Origin of the sequence: Brenneria tiliae (genome assembly GCF_023347575.1) — a bacterium.
Classification (GTDB): domain Bacteria; phylum Pseudomonadota; class Gammaproteobacteria; order Enterobacterales; family Enterobacteriaceae; genus Brenneria; species Brenneria corticis.
The window spans coordinates 33,196-49,722 of sequence record NZ_JAKPCB010000101.1; the positions used below are offsets into that span (position 1 = coordinate 33,196).

Consider the following 16,527-nt stretch of genomic DNA (forward strand, 5'->3'; position numbering starts at 1 on the left):
CCGTGCGGGCGGGCGATGCGTACGCTGATAAACGGCCTGAGCTGGCTGATGACGCTGGCCTGGCCTTTTCTGGTGTGGTTCAGCGTTACCCGCCCCGATCATCGCTGGCTGCTGCCGGTGCTGGCGCTGGCGTTTATTCTGCGCTTCGCCACCTTGCGGGGCGATAAGCACCCGTTCAAGGGGACGGGGCTGCTGCTGGCGGCAACGGGGGCGGCGCTGTCGCTTGCCGGTTTGCTGCTGCGCGACGGCCAATGGTTATTGTGGTATCCGGTGGCGGTCAACGCCGCGCTGTTGCTGCTGTTCGGCGGCTCCCTGTATAGCGGAATGCCGCTGGTGGAGCGCCTTGCCCGTTTGCGGGAGCCGCAACTCCCGGCGCGGGCCGTCGCCTATACGCGCCGCGTAACGCAGATCTGGTGCCTGTTTTTTATTGTTAACGGCGCTATCGCCGTGCTGACTTGCCTGGCCGGCAATGTTCATTGGTGGGCGTTATGGAACGGCATGGTCAGCTATCTGCTGATGGGACTATTGATGGGGGGCGAATGGCTAGTACGCCAGCGGGTGAGAAGAGAGGCATGAGCCGCGTTACCCCCCGGGCTATCGGCGGCTGGCTGAACGGCGATGACGATGCGCAGCGCATTGTCGCCGGCAATGGCGCGCGCGCATTCACGCTGGAGATGTTGAAACGGCAGGTGGCGAAACTGTGCCGGCAGCTGCTCGGCCGCAAAGAGTCGCGCTGGGCGCTGTGCTTTGAGGACAGTTACCATTTTACCATCGGGTTACTGGCGGCGCTGCATGCGGGAAAGGTTCCGGTTATTCCCGGACACTGCCGGCAGTCGGTGCTGCAGGAGCAGGCCGACGAATTCGACGGCCTGCTGACCGATGCCGCAATCAATCTGTCCTGCCCCCTATTTAAGGTAACCGCCGACGATCAAGGCAGCGACGCCGCACTGCCCGAGATCGCGGATGACGCCCGCATTGTGCTTTTTACCTCCGGATCGACCGGCAAACCGCGGCAGGTGGTGAAACCGGTGCGCTGTCTGGATGAGGAGTCGCGCTGGCTGGCGCAATGCTGGGGGGAGCGATTGCAAGGCTGTTGCGTTGTCGCCTCGGTGACCCACCAGCATATGTATGGGCTCACCTTCCGCATCTGGCTGCCGATGGCGCTGGGCCTGCGTTTCGACAGTCGGCAACTGCTGTATACCGAACAGCTAACCGCCCAGGACCGGCAGCGGCGCTATGTTTTTATCAGCAGCCCGGCTTTTTTGCGGCGCATCGACCGTTCGCTCGCCCCTCCGTCCTGTCGGTTGATCGTTTCCGCCGGCGGCGTCCTGCCCTGGACGAACGCCGAGGCGGCGCAGCGCTGGTTTGCCGCCCCGGTTGATGAAATATACGGCAGCACGGAAACCGGCGTGCTGGCCTGGCGCTCCCGCCGGGCTGAAAACACGCCGTGGCGGCTGTTCGCCGGCGTATCGTTGTCGCCTGACGAGCAGGATAACTGGTGGGCGCGTTCGGCGCTGATCCCGCATCCGGCGGGGCAGAAACTGGATGACCGGCTGTCGTTTGACGACGCGGGGAACTTTCAGCTCTGCGGGCGGCACGATCGGGTGGTTAAAATAGAAGATAAACGCATCTCCCTCAGCGAGATCGAGCGGCGTTTGCTCGAACTGCCGGAAATCGCCGACGCCGTCGCGCTGCCGATCGCGCGCCCCGAGCGCAGCGGCATCGGCGTGGTGCTGGTGCTGACCTCCCCGGCGCTGGCCGCCGATCTGCCGCGGCTCAAGCGCCAATGGCGGCATCAGCTGCATCAATGGCTGGAGCCGCTGGCGATGCCGCGTTTCTGGCGCGTCGTCGAGGTTATTCCCCATAACAGCCAGAGCAAACGCGCCTGGCCGCAGATACAGGCGTTATTTCATGCTACCCGTTGAGCTTTCCCGGCGGATCGCGCAGCCGCGGGCCGAGCTTACCCTGCTGGCGGCTGCGGATCTGTTGTGGTTTAAAGGCCATTTTCACGGTCTGCCGTTATTACCCGGCGTGGCGCAGCTGGACTGGGCGTTGCATTACGGCGTTGAGCTGCTGGCGCCGGGCTGGCGGTTTTCGGCGGTGGAAAATATCAAGTTCCAGCAGCCGATCCTGCCCGGCAACACCCTGCGCCTGGCGTTGACGTGGCATGCCGGGAAGCAGTGTCTCGCTTTCAGCTACCATATTGCGGGGGATGAGACGGAGCGAACCTCCAGCAGCGGAAAAATCAAACTATGCCGGAATTAAGCCCATGTCAGTGAATGGCCCGTTCTCACCCTGCGTGGTGATCCCCTGCTATAACCACGGCGCCATGATGCGCGACGTTATGGCGCGTTTGGCGGCGCTTTCCCTGCCGATTTTCATCGTCGATGACGGCAGCGCCGCGCCGACGCAAAGGGTGTTGGAGCAGCTGGCGGCGGAAAACGACGGCGTCGTTCTGCTGCGTCTGGCGCAGAATGGCGGGAAAGGGGCGGCGGTAATCCGCGGTCTGGAGGCCGCGGCGCAGGCCGGGTATAGCCATGCGCTGCAGGTGGACGCCGACGGACAGCACCGGATTGAGGATGCGCCTAGGCTGTTGGCGCAGGCGAAACGTTATCCCGACCATCTGATCTCCGGCCGGCCGGTTTACGATGAGTCGGTGCCGAAATCGCGCCTTTACGGGCGCTATATCACCCATATCTGGGTGTGGATTGAAACGCTCTCGTTTTCCCTGCGGGACAGCATGTGCGGATTTCGGGTCTACCCGGTCGACGCCTCTTTATCCCTGATTGCTCGACAGCCCGTGGGCCGGCGGATGGATTTCGATACCGAAATCATGGTGCGGCTTTACTGGGCGGGAACGCCCAGCCGCTTCGTCGAGACGGCGGTGATCTATCCGCACGACGGGCTGTCTCATTTCGATGCGCTGCGCGACAACCTGCGTATCTCCCGCATGCACGCCCGGCTGTTTTTCGGCATGCTGCCGCGTATCCCCGCGCTGCTGAAGCGCCGCCGCCAGGCGCATTGGTCGAGCGTCGGCGAGCGCAAGGGGTTGCTCGGCATGCGTTTTATGCTGGCGGTTTATCAACTGCTGGGGCGCGGGGCGTTTACCCTGTTTCTCTGGCCGGTGATCGCCTTTTACTGGCTTACCGGCAGCGCGCAGCGCCAGGCGTCGCAGGCGTGGCTGCGCCAGGTAACCGATTACGCGCGTCGGCATGAGCTGGCTTTGCCTAAACCGCTCAACAGCTATCGCCATTTTCTGCGTTTCGGTCAGGCGATGCTGGATAAAATCGCCAGCTGGCGCGGGGATTTACGCTGGGGAAAAGAGATCGATTTCGCCCCCGGCGCCCGTGAGACCATTGAACGGGGGCGACGACGCGGGCAGTTGATCCTGGCGTCCCATCTTGGCGATATCGAAGTCTGCCGGGCGCTGGCGCAGCAGGTGAGCGGGCTGGCGATCAATGCGCTGGTGTTCACCGAAAACTCGCAGCGCTTTAAACGGCTGCTGGAAGAGATAGCGCCGCAGGCGGGGGTAAACCTTATCCCGGTCAGCGATATCGGCCCGGACACCGCCATATTGCTGCAACAAAAGCTGGATGCCGGCGAGTGGGTGGCGATCGTGGGCGATCGCACGGCGGTAAACCGCCAGCGCGGCGGGGCGCGGCGCGTGGTGTGGAGCCGTTTTCTCGGCCGCGAGGCGCCTTTTCCCCAGGGGCCTTTCGTGCTGGCGGCGGCGTTGCGCTGCCCGGTACTGCTGATGTTCGTGCTGCGTGAAGGCCAAAGGCTGCGCGTTTACTGCGAGCCGTTTGCCGACCCCCTGGCGCTGCCGCGGGACGCCCGTCAGCAAGCCTTGCAGCAGGCGGTCGATCGCTACGCCGAACGCCTGGCGCACTATGCGCTCAAGTCTCCCCTCGACTGGTTTAATTTTTTTGATTTCTGGAGCCTGCCTGATAACAGGCCGGCCGCCGGGAAAAAGGAGTAACAGTGTTAAACGATCCCCGTTTAAGCCATGAGGTAGAACTGACGGTCTCTTTCCATGACTGCGATCCCATGGGCGTGGTCTGGCACGGCAACTATTTTCGCTTTTTCGAAGTGGCTCGCGAGGCGTTGCTCAGCAAGTTCAACTACGGCTACCGCGAGATGAAGGCTTCCGGCTATGTCTGGCCGGTGGTGGATACGCGGGTGAAGTACCGCGCGGCGCTGACCTATGAACAGCGTATCCGCGTACGGGCCACCGTCGACGAAGTGGAAAACCGTCTGCGCATCGTCTACCAGATTTTCGACGCGCAAAGCGGCCGGCGCACCACCACCGGCTATACGATTCAGGTGGCGGTGGAGGAAGGGAGCCGCGAGCTGAGTTTTGTTTCTCCCCCCATTTTGTTTGAGCGCCTTGGAGTGACGCCATGATACGAATAATGATTGCGGTTTTACTGCTGTTGAGCGGCGCGGCGCAGGGCGTCACGCTGGACGAGCTGCAACAGCGGTTCAGCAGTCAGCCGGTGGTGCGCGCCGACTTTACCCAGCTGCGCGCCATCAAGGGCATGGCGAAGCCGCTTAAATCCAGCGGCCAGCTGTTAATCGCCCAGGACAAAGGGCTGTGGTGGCACCAGGCCTCGCCGTTCTCCCTGACCATGGTGCTGGATGATACGCGCATGGTGCAGGTGATGAACGATCAGCCGCCGCAGATTGTCACCGCGGAAAACAATCCGCAGATGTTTCAGTTCAATCACCTGCTGCGCGCCCTGTTTCAGGCCGATCGCCGCGTGCTGGAGCAAAACTTCGCCATCGGCTTCAGCGATCTCGGCCAGGGGCGGTGGCGGCTGTTGCTGACGCCGAAAACCTCGCCGCTGGATAAGCTGTTCAACGCCATCACGCTGAACGGCGGCGAGTTTCTCGACGGTATCGAACTGGACGATCGCCAGGGCGATATGACCAGAATTACCCTGAGCAATCAACGGCTCACACCCAGGACGTTAAGTGATGACGAGCAGCGGCGTTTCGTTTTCTAACCGGGTGCGCCGGGCGGCCGTTTTCTGGGGGATAGGCTGTCTTGCGCTGATCGCCGCGCTGCTCTACCTGTTGCCGAAGGCGCAGATCAACAGCAGCGTGCTTGCGCTGCTGCCGCAGCAGTCGATGGGCGTCGTTCCCCCCGAACTGCAGCAGGGATTTATGCAGCGCCTCGACCGGCAGATGGTGTGGCTGGTGACGTCCGGCGAGCGGGCGGACCCGGCGGTGGCCGAGTGGTGGCTGCAGCAGCTGCGGGCGCTTCCCGAGCTGCAAAACGTTAAAGGCCCGATTGACGCCGATCGGCAGCAGCAATGGGGAAAGTTCGTATTTGAACACCGCAACGGGCTGGTTGATCCCGCCGCGCGCGCCCGGCTGGAAAATGGCGGCGGCGCGCAGGCGGACTGGGTGCTGGCGCAGCTTTACTCGGCGTTCGCCGGGGTAAGCGGCAACGAACTGCGTCACGACCCGCTGATGCTGGTGCGCGGCTCGCAGCTGGCGATGCAGCAAAACGCCAGCCGGCTGGGGCTGGCGCAGGGCTGGCTGAGCGCTAAAGATGCGCAGGGCCGCAGCTGGTATTTCCTGCACGGCGAGCTGCGCGGCGGTTCGTTCGATATGCAGCATAACCGGCAGCTGGTGGATAAGCTCGAGGAACTCAAGGCGTCGCTTCACGCGCGGTTCCCCACCGCCGAGGTGATGACGCGCGGTACGGTGCTGTTCAGCAACCACGCCAGCCAGCAGGCGAAGCATGACGTCTCCACCCTGGGCGCGGCGACGGTGGCGGGGGTATTGCTGCTGATTTTCTCGGTGTTTCGCTCCCCGCGGCCTTTGCTGCTGTGCGCGCTGTCGGTGGGGATCGGCGCGCTGGCGGGAACGGTGTTTACGCTGCTGCTGTTCGGCGAGCTGCATCTGATGACGCTGGTGATGAGCATCAGCATCGTCGGCATTTCGGCGGACTACACCCTGTATTACCTGACCGAGCGCATGGTGCACGGCGGCAGCGTTTCGGCGCTTGAGAGCCTGAGAAAAGTGCTGCCCGCCTTGCTGCTGGCGCTGGGGACGGCGGCGATCGCTTATCTGATGATGGCGCTGGCGCCGTTTCCCGGTTTACAACAGCTGGCGGTATTTGCGGCGACGGGGCTGACGGCGTCCTGCCTGACGGTGGTGTGCTGGTATCCTTTTCTGGTCAGGGGGCTGCCGGTACGGCCGGTTCCCGCCATGGTGGCGATGCGGCGCTGGCTGGCCGCCTGGCGGCGTAACCGCAAGCTTCGCTGGGGGCTGCCGCTGGCGCTGCTGGTTATCTCCGCGGCCGGGCTGCTGCGGCTGGAGGTGAACGATGATATTTCGCAGCTTCAGGCGCTGCCGGCGGCGTTAATGCAGCAGGAGAGACAGATAACCGCGCTGACGGGACAGAGCGCCGAGCAAACCTGGTTTGTGGTCTACGGCGACAGCGCGCAGCAAACCCTGCAGCGGCTGGAGCAGCTGGCGCCCAAACTGCGCGACGCGCAGCGTAACGGGTGGTTAACCACCTACCGCCTGCTGCCGCTCTCTTCGCTGCGGCAGCAGCAGCGCGATGCGCAGCTGATTGCGGCGGCGGCGCCCGCGGTGATCGGGCGTCTTAACGAGGCGGGCGTGGAGGCGGCGCCGCCGGATGTGCAGCCGATGCCGGTAACGCCTGAAACCTGGCTGAACAGCCCGATAAGCGAAGGGTGGCGGCTGCTGTGGCTGACTCTGGCGCAGGGCAAAAGCGGGGTGCTGGTGCCGGTCGGCGGCGTCGGCGACGGCGCCGCCTTGGCCCAGCTGGCGACAACGCTGCCCGGCGTGGCGTGGATTGACCGCAAAAGCAGCTTCGATGAGCTGTTCGGTTTTTACCGCGTGATGCTGGGCTGGCTGTTGGCGGCGGCGCTGGCGGCGATTGCCCTGAGCTATGTTCTGCGTCTGGGGCCGCGCCGCGGGCTGCTGAGCGTGGTGCCTTCGCTGCTGTCGCTGGGCGGCGGGCTGGCGGCGCTGGCGCTGAGCGGCCATGCGCTGAACCTGTTTTCATTGCTGGCCCTGGTGCTGGTGCTGGGCATCGGCATTAACTACACGCTGTTTTTCAGCAACCCGCGCGGCACGCCGATGACCTCGCTGCTGGCGGTTACGCTGGCGATGTGCGTGGCGCTGTTGACGCTCGGCATGCTGGTGTTCAGCAGCACGCCGGCGATCGGCAGCTTCGGCATTGTGCTGTGCAGCGGTATTTTTACCGCCTTTCTGCTGGCGCCGCTGGCGTTGCCTGATTCAAAAGGGAAAAGAAAATGACGTTTTTACGATGCGGGCTATTGCTGGTCGGCGCGCTGTTGCTGAGCGGCTGCGCCGGCAAGCATGACGACCCCCGCCCGCAGGCGTGGCTCAAGCCGGGGGTGAAAGTGACGCTGCCGGCGCCGGGCATTACGCCGGCCGTCAATGAGCAACAGCTGTTGACCGGAACCTTTGGCGGCAAGCGGCAGTCGCTGCTGGTGATGCTAAGCGCCGACGACAAACAGCTCTCTCTGGTCGGGCTCTCTTCAATCGGTATTCGCCTGTTTCTGGTGACCTATGACGCGCAGGGCATCCGCACCGAGCAGTCCATCGTGCTGCCGCAGATGCCGCCGGCCAGCCAGGTGCTGGCGGATATTATGCTGAGCCACTGGCCGATAGCCCTATGGCAGAAACAGCTTCCCGCCGGCTGGACGCTACGGGATAATGGCGACAGCAGGCAGCTGCGGGATAATGGCGGCGATTTGATTACGGAAATTCGCTATATGACGCGCAACGATCGGCGTGAGCCCATCAGCGTTCAGCAGTTCGCCTTTGGTTACCATATCGTTATTCAACATCTGGACGGCTAGCATGATTTACATTAACGCTGTGGGTGCGCTTAACGCCTTGGGCAACACGCTGGATGAGATGGCCGACAACCTTGCCGGCGGCGTCGCGCCGGGCATGCGCCCCGACGGCGGCTGGCTGGTGCAGGGAAAAGCGTGCTGGACCGGCAACGTCGATGCGGATTTGCCGGCGATACCGTCGGCGCTGGCCGAGCACGACAGCCGTAATAATCGACTGTTGCTGGCGGCGCTGGCGCAAATCCGTCCGCAGGTGGATAAGGCCATCGCCCGGTTCGGCGCCGATCGCGTCGCCGTGATCCTGGGAACCAGCACCTCGGGTCTGGACGAAGCCGATCGCTACGTCAGCAGTAATCTGCCGGGCTATCGTTATGCCCAGCAGGAGCTGGGCGATCCCTCGCGTTTTCTGGCCGCCTATCTGCGGCTGAACGGCCCGGCCTATACCCTTTCCACCGCCTGCTCTTCCAGCGCCAGGGCGCTGATCAGCGGGAAACGGCTGATTGACGCCGGGCTGGCGGATGCGGCGATCGTCGGCGGCGCGGACACGCTGAGCCGCATGCCGCTCAATGGCTTCGACAGTCTGGAGTCCCTGTCGCCGACGCGCTGCCAGCCGTTCAGCGAGCGCCGCAACGGGATTACCATTGGCGAAGGGGCCGCCTTGATGCTGATTAGCGGCGAGCCTGACGGCGTATCGCTGCTGGGCGTCGGCGAATCTTCCGATGCGCACCATATGTCGGCGCCGCATCCCGAAGGGGAAGGCGCGGCGCGGGCGATCCGCATGGCGTTGGCGCACGCCGGGCTGCGGCCCGAGGATATCGGCTACATCAATCTGCACGGCACGGCGACGCGCCTTAACGATCGGATCGAGGCGAAAGTGGTGCAGTCAATCTTTGGCGAGCGCGTGCCCTGTAGTTCCACCAAGCACCTGACCGGCCATACGCTGGGCGCGGCGGGTATTTGCGAGGCGGCCATCTGCTGGCTGCTGCTGACGCGCGATCTTCCCTTGCCGCCGCAGGATTTTTCACAGGGCGCGCGGGATGAAACGCTGCCGCCCTGCGGTTTGCTCAGCGAACCGGGGCGGCTTGCCCGCCCGGTCATCCTGTCCAACTCCTTTGCCTTCGGCGGCAATAACGCCTGCCTGATTGTGGGGAAAGCCCATGGCTGACTATCTGCCGGCGGCGAGCTATCTGCCCCACGAATCGCCGATGGTGCTGGTGGACGAGGTGATGCACGTCGATAATGAACGCGCCCGCTGCCGGGTGGCGGTGAGCCGCGACGGCATTCTGGCGCCTTTTCTGGATAGCGCGGGGCATCTGCCCGCCTGGTTCGGCATTGAAATCATCGCCCAGACGATTGGCGTGTGGGCGGGCTGGCACGCTCGCCAAAACCATGATCAAAAACCGCGTCCCGGCATGCTGCTGGGCGGGCGGGGCTATCGCTGTCGGCAGGCGTTTTTTCCCGCCGCGTCGCAGCTTGATGTGAGCGTGACCCTATTGATGCGTGATGAAAAAATCGGCTGTTTTGACGGCGAAATCAGGATTAACGGTGAAAAATACGCCTCCGGCAGGCTCAATACCTATCAGCCCGACGACCACGAATTAAAGCAACTTTTAGCACAGGGAAAAGAGTCATGACGCGTAGCGTGTTAGTGACCGGCGCCAGTAAGGGGATTGGTCGAGCCATCGCCCTGCGCCTGGCGGCGGATGGTTTTACCGTCGCGGTGCATTACCACCGCGACAGAGACGGCGCTGAAGATACGCTGCGCCGCATCCTCGACGCCAACGGCGCCGGCCGTATCCTCGGGTTCGATATCGCCGACCGGGAGGCGTGCCGCGCGGTTATCGGGCAGGATATCGAGGCGCACGGCTCCTATTACGGCGTGGTCAGCAATGCCGGCATTACCAGCGACGGCGCCTTTCCCGCGCTGGACGACCACGCCTGGGACAGCGTGATCCACACCAATCTCGATAGCTTCTATAACGTGATCCACCCCTGCGTAATGCCGATGATCGGCCTGCGCCAGGGGGGGCGCATCATTACCCTGTCCTCGGTTTCCGGGATAATGGGCAACCGCGGGCAGGTTAACTACAGCGCGGCGAAGGCCGGGATTATCGGCGCTTCCAAGGCGCTGGCCGTCGAGCTGGCGAAGCGGAAAATTACCGTCAACTGCATCGCCCCCGGATTGATCGATACCGGCATGATTCAAATGGAGCCGCCAGCCGTTGCAGAAGCGATGAAAATGATCCCCATGAAACGCATGGGGCAGGCGGATGAGGTCGCGGGGCTGGCGAGCTATCTTATGTCCGATATCGCCGGATACGTAACGCGTCAGGTGATTTCTATTAACGGAGGGATGCTGTGATGCGTCGTGTGGTGGTAACGGGAATGGGCGGCGTAACCGCGTTTGGCGAGTCCTGGCAGCGCGTGTCCGACGGCCTGCGCGCCGGGCGCAATGCGATACGCAAGATGCCGGAGTGGCGGGTGTACGACGGTCTGAATACGCAGCTGGGCTCGCCGATTGATGATTTCACGTTGCCGGAGCATTACACTCGTAAACGCATTCGCTCCATGGGGCGCGTCTCGCTGATGGCGACGCGCGCCACCGAGCTGGCGCTGCAACAGGCGGGGCTGCTGGAGCATCCGGTATTGACCAGCGGGGAAACCGGCATCGCCTACGGCTCGTCGACGGGCAGCACCGGTCCGGTGAGCGATTTCGCCACCATGCTGACGGAAAAGCATACCAACAATATTACCGGCACCACCTATGTACAGATGATGCCGCACACCACGGCGGTGAATGCCGGGCTGTTCTTCGGCCTGCGCGGCCGCGTTATCCCCACCTCCAGCGCCTGTACCTCCGGCAGCCAGGCGATTGGCTACGCCTGGGAAGCGATTCGCCACGGCTACCAGACGGTGATGGTCGCCGGCGGCGCGGAGGAGCTGTGCCCTTCGGAGGCGGCGGTGTTTGACACCCTGTTCGCCACCAGCCAGCGCAATGACGCCCCGCACACTACGCCGTCGCCTTTCGACGCCGGGCGCGACGGGCTGGTGATCGGCGAGGGCGCCGGGACGCTGGTGCTGGAAGAGCTGGAGCACGCGCAGGCGCGCGGGGCGACCATTTACGCCGAGCTGGTGGGGTTCTATACCAACTGCGACGCGGCGCACATCACCCAGCCGCAGCGCGAAACCATGCAGATTTGTATCGAGGGTTCACTGCGCTGCGCGGGGCTGAGCGCCGGCGATATCGGTTATATCAATGCGCACGGCACGGCGACGGATCGCGGAGACGTGGCGGAAAGCCTGGCGACGGCGGCGGTTTTCGGCGACGCGACGCCGATTTCTTCCCTGAAAAGTTATTTCGGCCACACCCTGGGCGCCTGCGGCGCGCTGGAGGCCTGGATGAGTATTGAAATGATGCGCGAAGGCTGGTTCGCCCCCACCCTCAATCTGCGGCAGCCGGCGGAAGACTGCGGCGCGCTGGATTATATTATGGACGAGCCGCGTTATATCGACACCGACTATGTGCAGTCCAATAACTTTGCCTTTGGCGGCATCAATACCTCGCTGATTTTTCGCCGCTGGAGGTAAATTGGGATAACGGGGCAACCGATCCGTCAGGCAAATAATAAAGCAGGGTATCGGGATATCGCCGCGGTCAGCGCGCGATATCCCGCGAAAAGCCATGGCCGCTTTCCGGCATCTTGCAATCTATTGTGGGTAATAAGAGAATGCGGGAGCATATATAGTCGCTAATTTTCCCCAACGGATGGAGATAGATAAATGACTGCGCTGAATTATTCTGCTGAACATGGATTAACGAATTACGATTTTTCCCGATGGATGGGAAATGGCGCCGGGGCGGACTTTGATTTTAAAGCGCTGGGGCAGGCGATGGATTGCCATCGCACGTTCAATCAGGCCGGCATCATTTTCAATGATGGCGCCCGCAGTTTTCTGGTTCGCCCTTCTCGCCGCTATGCCAATCCGTCGCATAGTCAGGTAACGCATGTGGTTGTCAGCAAAGTGCCTCAATTTAATAGTCACTTTACGGAAAAGAGCATCAAAGAGGCTGTATCTTCACCTTCATTGGGGGTGGAAATTGCATCAACGGCATTATCCTGTGGCGCTTCGTTACTAACTGCTGCTGTTTTTATTTTCGGATCTTCGGCTATGCCTATCACTGCTGGCGCCAGTGGTGCATTAGCTGTTCTTGCTTATGCGGGCACGATGGCGACGGGGGCTCAATGTATTAACGGTACATTGCGCGTAGTAGATATTGGATTATTAGATTCTCAAACGGTTAGCTGGTTGGATTCAGAGGATTGGTATATAGCGACTTCAACGGCTTTGGATTTGATCTCGCTTGCGGCGGCGGGTGGTGCGCTGAGAGAGGTATTAAGAACATATAACGCCATGAAATCTATATCATCGCTGAAAGTTCGTGACTGGTTAAAAACCTATCCGCGTCAGGATCGCGCTCGTCTTACAGAGCAAATTATCAAAGCTCAAAACCCTGGCATTTCCAATAAAGAAATTAAAGCGATGATTCGTGCAGGAATCTATCCGAAGCGTTTTCCTGTTGAGCCTGTTCAAAGAGAATTGCAAAAACAGTTGATCAATACACTTAATAGCGCAATGGCATTTACCGGAAGCGCCGTTAGCGGTGTGGTTGCCGCGCCTGGTAATGTGCGACGTACAGGAAATTATGTTTTGGGCACTCTTCAGTCTCTGGCGACAATAAAATGAAGTGGATAGAGCTCATTGTTGGCAGCACTTTTCAGGATCTCATCGCTCATGGGAAAGAGATTGATACGGCAATCCGGCAAGGGGGATATACGCTGACCGAGCGCTCAACGCGGGAAATGGAAGACTATTTTGATAAACCCCTTTATGAACAGGCGATTCCCCACCCTTTTGCTGCCGGTGGAATTTACCTCATTTTACTGGTAGCGTTTTCAGTAAATATGGTATTTACGTTATATTCTTTCCATCTGGCGCCAGTCGTTTTTATATCGATATATTTTGGCGCCATGTCGATTTTCTTAATCATTTTACTTTCTGCCGCTCGTTTTATCGCGCGTGGGCAGGTGCAGGGATTAGTTTTTTTTAATTATCTATTTATTATTGTTTTTTTTATGTTGATTGCCACATCAGGATACACCGCCTTCGTTGAAGGATTGCATGATACGAAAAAAGTGATTTTCTTCATTGGTGAATTCGTTGTGCTTTGGTGCTGTCGCTGGTTAATGAATAGCCGCGCTTTTTTTATCTTTGCGTTGTATTGCAGAACGAAGCGCCTTGCCCATGCTGCAAAACAGGTCAGAATGCGCAAAATAAGCAAAACGTAAATTTGTCGATAAGCGCGTGTTTATCGTAAAAGCGTCTGTATCGTCCGCTATGTCATAAAACTGTCACATTACATACATTTTACTGTCACCCAACTGTCCTATTTTTCCTCCTGCACACTACACTCTGATTAATCACGATTTCGGGTCGACATTTTTGCTATCCCACAGGAGGGATTATGAAAATCATGCGTACCACTATTGCCAGTATCGCCGCGGCGGCGTTTTCGCTGACGGCGGTTTCCACCTTTGCCGCCGTCAATCTCACCGGCGCCGGAGCGACGTTTCCCGCGCCGGTCTATGCCAAATGGGCCGACACCTATCAGAAAGAAACCGGCAATAAAGTCAACTATCAGGGCATCGGATCGTCAGGCGGCGTAAAACAGATTATCGCCAAGACCGTGGATTTCGGCGCGACGGATGCGCCGCTGTCCGACGATAAGCTGGCGCAGGATGGTTTATTCCAGTTCCCGACGGTTATCGGCGGCGTGGTGCTGGCGGTTAACATTCCGGGCATCAAATCCGGCGATCTGACGCTGGACGGTAAAACGCTGGGTGATATCTATCTGGGTAAAATCAAGAAGTGGAACGATCCCGCCATCACCAAACTGAACCCGAACGCCAAGCTGCCGGATCAGGATATTGCGGTGGTGCGTCGCGCCGATGGTTCGGGCACCTCTTTCGTGTTCACCAGCTACCTGGCGAAAGTGAATGCGGAATGGAAGGAAAAAATCGGTTCCGGCTCCACGGTTAACTGGCCGACCGGTCTGGGCGGCAAAGGCAACGACGGGATTGCCGCGTTCGTTCAGCGTCTGCCCGGTTCCATTGGCTACGTTGAATACGCCTACGCCAAGCAGAATAATCTGGCCTACACCAAACTGGTTTCCGCGGACGGTAAAGTCGTCAGCCCGACCGGGGAAAGTTTCAGTAATGCGGCCAAAGGCGCAGACTGGAGCGCGTCTTTCGCTCAGGATCTGACCAACCAGAAAGGCGAGGATGCCTGGCCGATCTCTTCAACCACCTTTATTCTGGTGCAGAAACAGCAGCCTAAAGCCGAGCTGGGCGCCGAAGTGCTGAAGTTCTTTGACTGGGCTTATACCAAAGGCGGCGATGAGGCAACGGCGCTGGATTATGCTATTTTACCCGCTGAAGTGGTAGAGCAGATCCGCGCCGCCTGGAAGGCCAATATCAAAGACGGCAGCGGTAAAGCACTGTATTAAAAATAACCGGCATCAAGATAATTAGTATTAAAAACAATTGCATTAAGCATAATTGTACTAAAATCGTACCAGGTTCCTTGTGTTTGATCGCAAGGCCGTTAGCTAAGTTGCTGCTGGATTGATAATGGGGCAAAGAGGTCACCAGATCTCTTTGCCCCAACGGCACTTTGGTATCAAACGCGGTTAAATTGAGAAGAGAGACGCATGGCTGAGTACAAGCCAACTATCAAAGCCCCCGGGAAACATGGCGATATCATTTTTGGCGCGCTGGTGAAACTGGCCGCGCTGGTGACGCTGTTGTTGTTAGGGGGCATTATTGTTTCCCTGATTGTGGCTTCCTGGCCCAGCATCGAAAAATTTGGCTTTTCCTTTCTGTGGACCAAAGACTGGGATGCGCCGGCCGAGCAGTTCGGCGCCCTGGTGCCGATCTACGGCACCATTGTCACCTCGCTGATCGCCCTGATTATCGCCATACCGATCAGTTTCGGCATCGCGCTGTTTTTGACCGAGCTGGCGCCGGGCTGGCTGCGGCGTCCTCTGGGCGTCGCCATCGAGCTGCTGGCCGCCATCCCCAGCATCGTCTACGGCATGTGGGGGCTGTTTGTTTTCGCGCCGCTGTTCGCCAAATATTTCCAGCAGCCGTTAGGCAGCGTGCTGTCCGGTATCCCGATTGTCGGCGCGCTGTTCTCCGGTCCGGCGTTTGGCATCGGCATTCTTGCCGCCGGGGTGATTCTGGCCATCATGATTATTCCGTACATCGCGGCGGTGATGCGCGACGTGTTTGAACAGACGCCGGTGATGATGAAAGAGTCCGCCTACGGTATTGGCTGCACCACCTGGGAAGTCATCTGGCATATCGTTCTGCCTTACACCAAGAACGGGGTGATCGGCGGCATTATGCTGGGGCTGGGGCGCGCGCTGGGCGAAACCATGGCGGTGACCTTTATTATCGGCAATACCTATCAGTTGGATAGCATATCGCTGTATATGCCCGGCAACAGTATTACCTCGGCGCTGGCCAATGAATTCGCCGAGGCGGAGTCCGGCCTGCATACCGCCGCCCTGATGGAGCTGGGGCTGATCCTGTTTATGATTACCTTTATTGTTCTCGCGTGCTCAAAGTTGATGATTATGCGTCTGACAAAGAATGAGGGGACGCGCTGATGGCTGCGTTAAACACGGAACAACAAGCGTCGCTGGCGCGTTCGCGACATAAAATGCAGGCCTGGCGGCGTCAGAAAAACCGCATAGCCCTGTGTTTATCCATGGTCACCATGGCGTTCGGCCTTTTCTGGCTGGTGTGGATCCTGTTTTCAACCATCAGCAAAGGGATGGACGGCATGTCGCTGGCGTTATTCACCGAGATGACGCCGCCGCCGAATAGCCCGGGCGGCGGGCTGGCGAACGCCATCGTCGGCAGCGGCCTGCTGATCCTGTGGGCGACGGTATTGGGCACGCCGCTGGGGATTATGGCCGGTATCTATCTGGCGGAATACGGGCGGAAATCATGGGTCGCCGAAGTGATTCGCTTTATTAACGATATCCTGCTTTCCGCGCCGTCCATCGTGGTCGGGCTGTTCGTCTACACCCTGGTGGTGGCGAAAATGCAGCACTTCTCCGGCTGGGCCGGGGTGATTGCGCTGGCATTGTTGCAGATACCCATTGTTATCCGCACCACGGAAAATATGCTCAAGCTGGTGCCGGACAGCCTGCGCGAAGCGGCGTATGCGCTGGGAACCCCGAAATGGAAGATGATTTCCGCCATCACGCTGAAAGCCTCGGTTTCCGGCATTATGACCGGGATTTTACTGGCGATAGCGCGCATTGCCGGGGAGACCGCGCCGCTGCTGTTTACCTCGCTCTCCAATCAGTTCTGGAGCACGGACCTGATGCACCCGATCGCCAACCTGCCGGTCACCATATTCAAGTTCGCCATGAGTCCGTTCGTCGAGTGGCAGCAGCTGGCCTGGGCGGGGGTATTGCTGATTACCCTGTGCGTTCTGCTGCTGAATATTCTGGCGCGGGTTATTTTTTCCGCCAAGAAACACTAATAATTTTAAGGCGTTGCCTTGCAGCGCCCGTGTAAAAGAGAGAAGTCTT

At 59.9% G+C, this 16,527-nt stretch carries 17 protein-coding genes; all 17 read left to right on the forward strand.

Going from position 1 to position 16,527, the window contains the following annotated elements; translation table 11 throughout:
• The first annotated feature begins 15 nt into the window (after positions 1–15).
• Positions 16–576 (forward strand): COG4648 family protein, encoded by a 561-nt coding sequence (locus tag MFP24_RS17085; protein ID WP_249231498.1) that lies wholly within the window; start codon positions 16–18, stop codon positions 574–576.
• Entirely contained in the window at positions 573–1,925 is a 1,353-nt protein-coding gene (locus tag MFP24_RS17090; RefSeq protein ID WP_249231786.1) for an AMP-binding protein, read from the forward strand. The genes MFP24_RS17085 and MFP24_RS17090 overlap by 4 nt, the downstream gene beginning before the upstream one ends.
• Entirely contained in the window at positions 1,912–2,265 is a 354-nt protein-coding gene (locus MFP24_RS17095) for an ApeI family dehydratase (protein ID WP_249231499.1), read from the forward strand. Before MFP24_RS17090 ends, MFP24_RS17095 begins: the two co-directional genes overlap by 14 nt.
• A 4-nt stretch (positions 2,266–2,269) precedes the next feature.
• A complete protein-coding gene (locus MFP24_RS17100; RefSeq protein WP_249231500.1) occupies positions 2,270–3,979 on the forward strand; it encodes a glycosyltransferase family 2 protein in 1,710 nt (569 codons plus the stop codon).
• 2 nt (positions 3,980–3,981) lie between these two features.
• Positions 3,982–4,404: an acyl-CoA thioesterase gene (locus MFP24_RS17105; RefSeq protein ID WP_136164514.1), complete on the forward strand. Its 423-nt coding sequence runs from the start codon at positions 3,982–3,984 to the stop codon at positions 4,402–4,404.
• A complete protein-coding gene (locus MFP24_RS17110) occupies positions 4,401–5,006 on the forward strand; it encodes a LolA family protein (protein WP_249231501.1) in 606 nt (201 codons plus the stop codon). Before MFP24_RS17105 ends, MFP24_RS17110 begins: the two co-directional genes overlap by 4 nt.
• Positions 4,978–7,299 carry an MMPL family transporter gene (locus MFP24_RS17115; RefSeq protein ID WP_249231787.1) on the forward strand — a complete coding sequence of 774 codons (2,322 nt, stop codon included), beginning with the start codon at positions 4,978–4,980 and terminating at the stop codon, positions 7,297–7,299. Before MFP24_RS17110 ends, MFP24_RS17115 begins: the two co-directional genes overlap by 29 nt.
• Positions 7,296–7,868: a DUF3261 domain-containing protein gene (locus tag MFP24_RS17120; RefSeq protein WP_249231502.1), complete on the forward strand. Its 573-nt coding sequence runs from the start codon at positions 7,296–7,298 to the stop codon at positions 7,866–7,868. The genes MFP24_RS17115 and MFP24_RS17120 overlap by 4 nt, the downstream gene beginning before the upstream one ends.
• A 1-nt stretch (position 7,869) precedes the next feature.
• On the forward strand, positions 7,870–9,027 hold the full coding sequence (locus tag MFP24_RS17125) for a beta-ketoacyl-[acyl-carrier-protein] synthase family protein (RefSeq protein ID WP_249231503.1): 1,158 nt from the start codon (positions 7,870–7,872) through the stop codon (positions 9,025–9,027).
• Positions 9,020–9,496: a hotdog family protein gene (locus tag MFP24_RS17130; protein ID WP_249231504.1), complete on the forward strand. Its 477-nt coding sequence runs from the start codon at positions 9,020–9,022 to the stop codon at positions 9,494–9,496. Before MFP24_RS17125 ends, MFP24_RS17130 begins: the two co-directional genes overlap by 8 nt.
• On the forward strand, positions 9,493–10,224 hold the full coding sequence (locus MFP24_RS17135) for a 3-ketoacyl-ACP reductase FabG2 (RefSeq protein WP_249231505.1): 732 nt from the start codon (positions 9,493–9,495) through the stop codon (positions 10,222–10,224). Before MFP24_RS17130 ends, MFP24_RS17135 begins: the two co-directional genes overlap by 4 nt.
• Complete coding sequence (locus tag MFP24_RS17140; RefSeq protein ID WP_249231788.1) at positions 10,224–11,450, forward strand: beta-ketoacyl-ACP synthase; 1,227 nt, start codon at positions 10,224–10,226, stop codon at positions 11,448–11,450. The genes MFP24_RS17135 and MFP24_RS17140 overlap by 1 nt, the downstream gene beginning before the upstream one ends.
• 192 nt (positions 11,451–11,642) lie before the next feature.
• On the forward strand, positions 11,643–12,608 hold the full coding sequence (gene ssp4 / locus MFP24_RS17145; RefSeq protein WP_249231506.1) for an Ssp4 family T6SS effector: 966 nt from the start codon (positions 11,643–11,645) through the stop codon (positions 12,606–12,608).
• Positions 12,605–13,210: a hypothetical protein gene (locus tag MFP24_RS17150; protein WP_249231507.1), complete on the forward strand. Its 606-nt coding sequence runs from the start codon at positions 12,605–12,607 to the stop codon at positions 13,208–13,210. Before ssp4 ends, MFP24_RS17150 begins: the two co-directional genes overlap by 4 nt.
• Before the next feature lie 176 nt (positions 13,211–13,386).
• The gene (pstS, locus tag MFP24_RS17155; RefSeq protein ID WP_249231508.1) at positions 13,387–14,427 is read left to right on the forward strand and encodes a phosphate ABC transporter substrate-binding protein PstS; all 1,041 of its coding nucleotides are present in this window, start codon (positions 13,387–13,389) and stop codon (positions 14,425–14,427) included.
• A 204-nt stretch (positions 14,428–14,631) separates the two neighbouring features.
• Positions 14,632–15,591 (forward strand): phosphate ABC transporter permease PstC, encoded by a 960-nt coding sequence (gene pstC, locus MFP24_RS17160; protein ID WP_249231509.1) that lies wholly within the window; start codon positions 14,632–14,634, stop codon positions 15,589–15,591.
• Positions 15,591–16,478: a phosphate ABC transporter permease PstA gene (gene pstA, locus MFP24_RS17165; protein WP_009115079.1), complete on the forward strand. Its 888-nt coding sequence runs from the start codon at positions 15,591–15,593 to the stop codon at positions 16,476–16,478. Before pstC ends, pstA begins: the two co-directional genes overlap by 1 nt.
• Positions 16,479–16,527 lie beyond the last annotated feature (49 nt).

Bases quoted from the DNA above. Each gene is read 5' to 3' on its own strand.
- MFP24_RS17135 (WP_249231505.1), top strand. From the start codon at position 9,493: ATGACGCGTAGCGTGTTAGTGACCGGCGCCAGTAAGGGGATTGGTCGA.
- pstA (WP_009115079.1), top strand. From the start codon at position 15,591: ATGGCTGCGTTAAACACGGAACAACAAGCGTCGCTGGCGCGTTCGCGA.
- MFP24_RS17120 (WP_249231502.1), top strand. From the start codon at position 7,296: ATGACGTTTTTACGATGCGGGCTATTGCTGGTCGGCGCGCTGTTGCTG.
- MFP24_RS17130 (WP_249231504.1), top strand. From the start codon at position 9,020: ATGGCTGACTATCTGCCGGCGGCGAGCTATCTGCCCCACGAATCGCCG.
- MFP24_RS17085 (WP_249231498.1), top strand. From the start codon at position 16: ATGCGTACGCTGATAAACGGCCTGAGCTGGCTGATGACGCTGGCCTGG.
- pstS (WP_249231508.1), top strand. From the start codon at position 13,387: ATGAAAATCATGCGTACCACTATTGCCAGTATCGCCGCGGCGGCGTTT.
- MFP24_RS17090 (WP_249231786.1), top strand. From the start codon at position 573: ATGAGCCGCGTTACCCCCCGGGCTATCGGCGGCTGGCTGAACGGCGAT.
- MFP24_RS17150 (WP_249231507.1), top strand. From the start codon at position 12,605: ATGAAGTGGATAGAGCTCATTGTTGGCAGCACTTTTCAGGATCTCATC.
- MFP24_RS17100 (WP_249231500.1), top strand. From the start codon at position 2,270: ATGTCAGTGAATGGCCCGTTCTCACCCTGCGTGGTGATCCCCTGCTAT.
- MFP24_RS17140 (WP_249231788.1), top strand. From the start codon at position 10,224: ATGCGTCGTGTGGTGGTAACGGGAATGGGCGGCGTAACCGCGTTTGGC.
- MFP24_RS17110 (WP_249231501.1), top strand. From the start codon at position 4,401: ATGATACGAATAATGATTGCGGTTTTACTGCTGTTGAGCGGCGCGGCG.
- pstC (WP_249231509.1), top strand. From the start codon at position 14,632: ATGGCTGAGTACAAGCCAACTATCAAAGCCCCCGGGAAACATGGCGAT.
- MFP24_RS17095 (WP_249231499.1), top strand. From the start codon at position 1,912: ATGCTACCCGTTGAGCTTTCCCGGCGGATCGCGCAGCCGCGGGCCGAG.
- ssp4 (WP_249231506.1), top strand. From the start codon at position 11,643: ATGACTGCGCTGAATTATTCTGCTGAACATGGATTAACGAATTACGAT.
- MFP24_RS17115 (WP_249231787.1), top strand. From the start codon at position 4,978: ATGACGAGCAGCGGCGTTTCGTTTTCTAACCGGGTGCGCCGGGCGGCC.
- MFP24_RS17125 (WP_249231503.1), top strand. From the start codon at position 7,870: ATGATTTACATTAACGCTGTGGGTGCGCTTAACGCCTTGGGCAACACG.